The sequence below is a fragment of the Acutalibacter sp. 1XD8-33 genome, assembly GCF_003612555.1.
Lineage (GTDB): Bacteria > Bacillota > Clostridia > Oscillospirales > Acutalibacteraceae > Acutalibacter.
Genome location: NZ_RAZF01000080.1, coordinates 1 through 1,602, shown reverse-complemented (window position 1 = coordinate 1,602; position 1,602 = coordinate 1). Strand labels below are relative to the sequence as shown.

Here is a 1,602-nt window from a genome sequence, read left to right as displayed (position 1 = left end):
AAGTCAAGCCCCAAGATAGAGGAAATAGAAAATTTTTTAGAAAATGAAAAAGTGTATACCAAACCAAGCCTGCAAGCTGAGATTTTTTGCAGGCCAAGGAAATGAGGATCATAGTGTCCTCTAAAGCTATGGCGTATACAAGGAGTCAGTAGTGTTCAGGCACTCTTTGACCCGTGCATAGTAAATACGCAGGAACTTGTTCTGGGCGGCGGTCATGTAGACAAAATAGTGTTTTCCTTCAGCCCGTTTTTTATCTAAGAACTGGTAGACAGGCTCATTAGCAGGAGCTTTTCTTAGATAGGTGCAGACGATCTGGTATAGGGTCTTGCGCAGATGTGGAGACCCCCGCTTCGTTGTGGGATTGCTTTTAGAAATATGTTTGCCAGAATCATCTACCGCTGGGTCAACACCAGCAAAGCCCACAATGGAACTACGGCGGGGAAAACGCCGTACGTCACCGATCTCAGCTATTAGCTGAGGGGCTGTCTTCTCGCCCACACCGTACATGGCACGAACCGTTTCGTACTCCGGAAGCTGCTGGGCCAGCCGGGTCATCTCGGTACGCATGGCAGCCAGAGTAGCTTTTGCAAACGCCAGTTCCTTGGCGGCAGTGGTAATGAGAAATTTTGTACTGTTGTTCTTGGGAGGGGTAGCGATGTGCCTTGTACTGCCTGCGTATAATTCTGCTGATTTTAGAGCGCTGAAATGGTATCCCCTCCGTTTGCACCACTTCCGGTAGCGCTCGGTAAAAGCTGTTTCACTCACCAGACTGATACACTCACAATGCCAAAAGGTCATAATGAAATCTATCCATTTCTGGCTCCCGTCAGCCCGGTCCGGGCTGGAAAACAGTTCATTCACTCCCGGGAAGGCTTTGTCTGTGAGGGAAATGAGATTGTTTTGCAGCGCTGTCACGTTCTTCATGTAGAGGTTGTACTGACGGGAACACAATTTCAGTTGCTCACGGGTATTTTCCATAGGTATATATTCCCGCAAATCCACCCAGTTGTCAAGAGCATACTTGGCTATTTTCATGGCGTCTGCCTTGTCGGTTTTTACCTTGCGGATCGAACCACCGCCACTCTGCTTGATGAATAGTGGATTAATAACGCTGACCCAAACACCATACTTGCGCAAAACCGCCGCTACCGGTTCATGATACCGTCCAGTAGCCTCCATCAGCACCCGCGTATCTTCCCCCAGTGCAAGGATATCCAGTGCCAAATGCTCTAAGCCTGTCCCGGTATGCAGGTACTCCTTTGGCTTGAGAACAACATAACCCATTGGTTGTAGCGCTGCCATCATGCTTTTATCTTTGGATATGTCTATTCCTACTGCGTTCATCTGTCCCTCCTGTATGATTGATATGGCTCCTGTCTCTATTTTCTCTCCGCTTGTTCAATCTCCTGTGTGACACGAACGCACCGTACAAGTTCGATGGTTCTACCTGCGCAAATCGAATACTGCGAATGAAAGAGACGGCTGACAGACTCCATAACGCGCGTGCCAGCCCAAGGGATTGTTTGTCAGGCCTTTTTCTCCCTCATTCTACAGTTTCAGCTTTGAGACAGCAAAAGGCACGGTTGGCTGCCGCGCCTTTCA

General features: G+C 48.8%; 1 protein-coding gene. It reads right to left on the bottom strand.

Features of this window, described 5'->3' with window-relative positions:
- Positions 1-126: 126 nt before the first annotated feature.
- Positions 127-1,344 (bottom strand): IS110 family transposase, encoded by a 1,218-nt coding sequence (locus D7X94_RS17870; protein WP_120429168.1) that lies wholly within the window; start codon positions 1,342-1,344, stop codon positions 127-129.
- Between the last annotated feature and the right edge of the window lie 258 nt (positions 1,345-1,602).

Coding starts and splice junctions, on each gene's coding strand:
- D7X94_RS17870 (WP_120429168.1), bottom strand. CDS start 1,344: ATGAACGCAGTAGGAATAGACATATCCAAAGATAAAAGCATGATGGCA.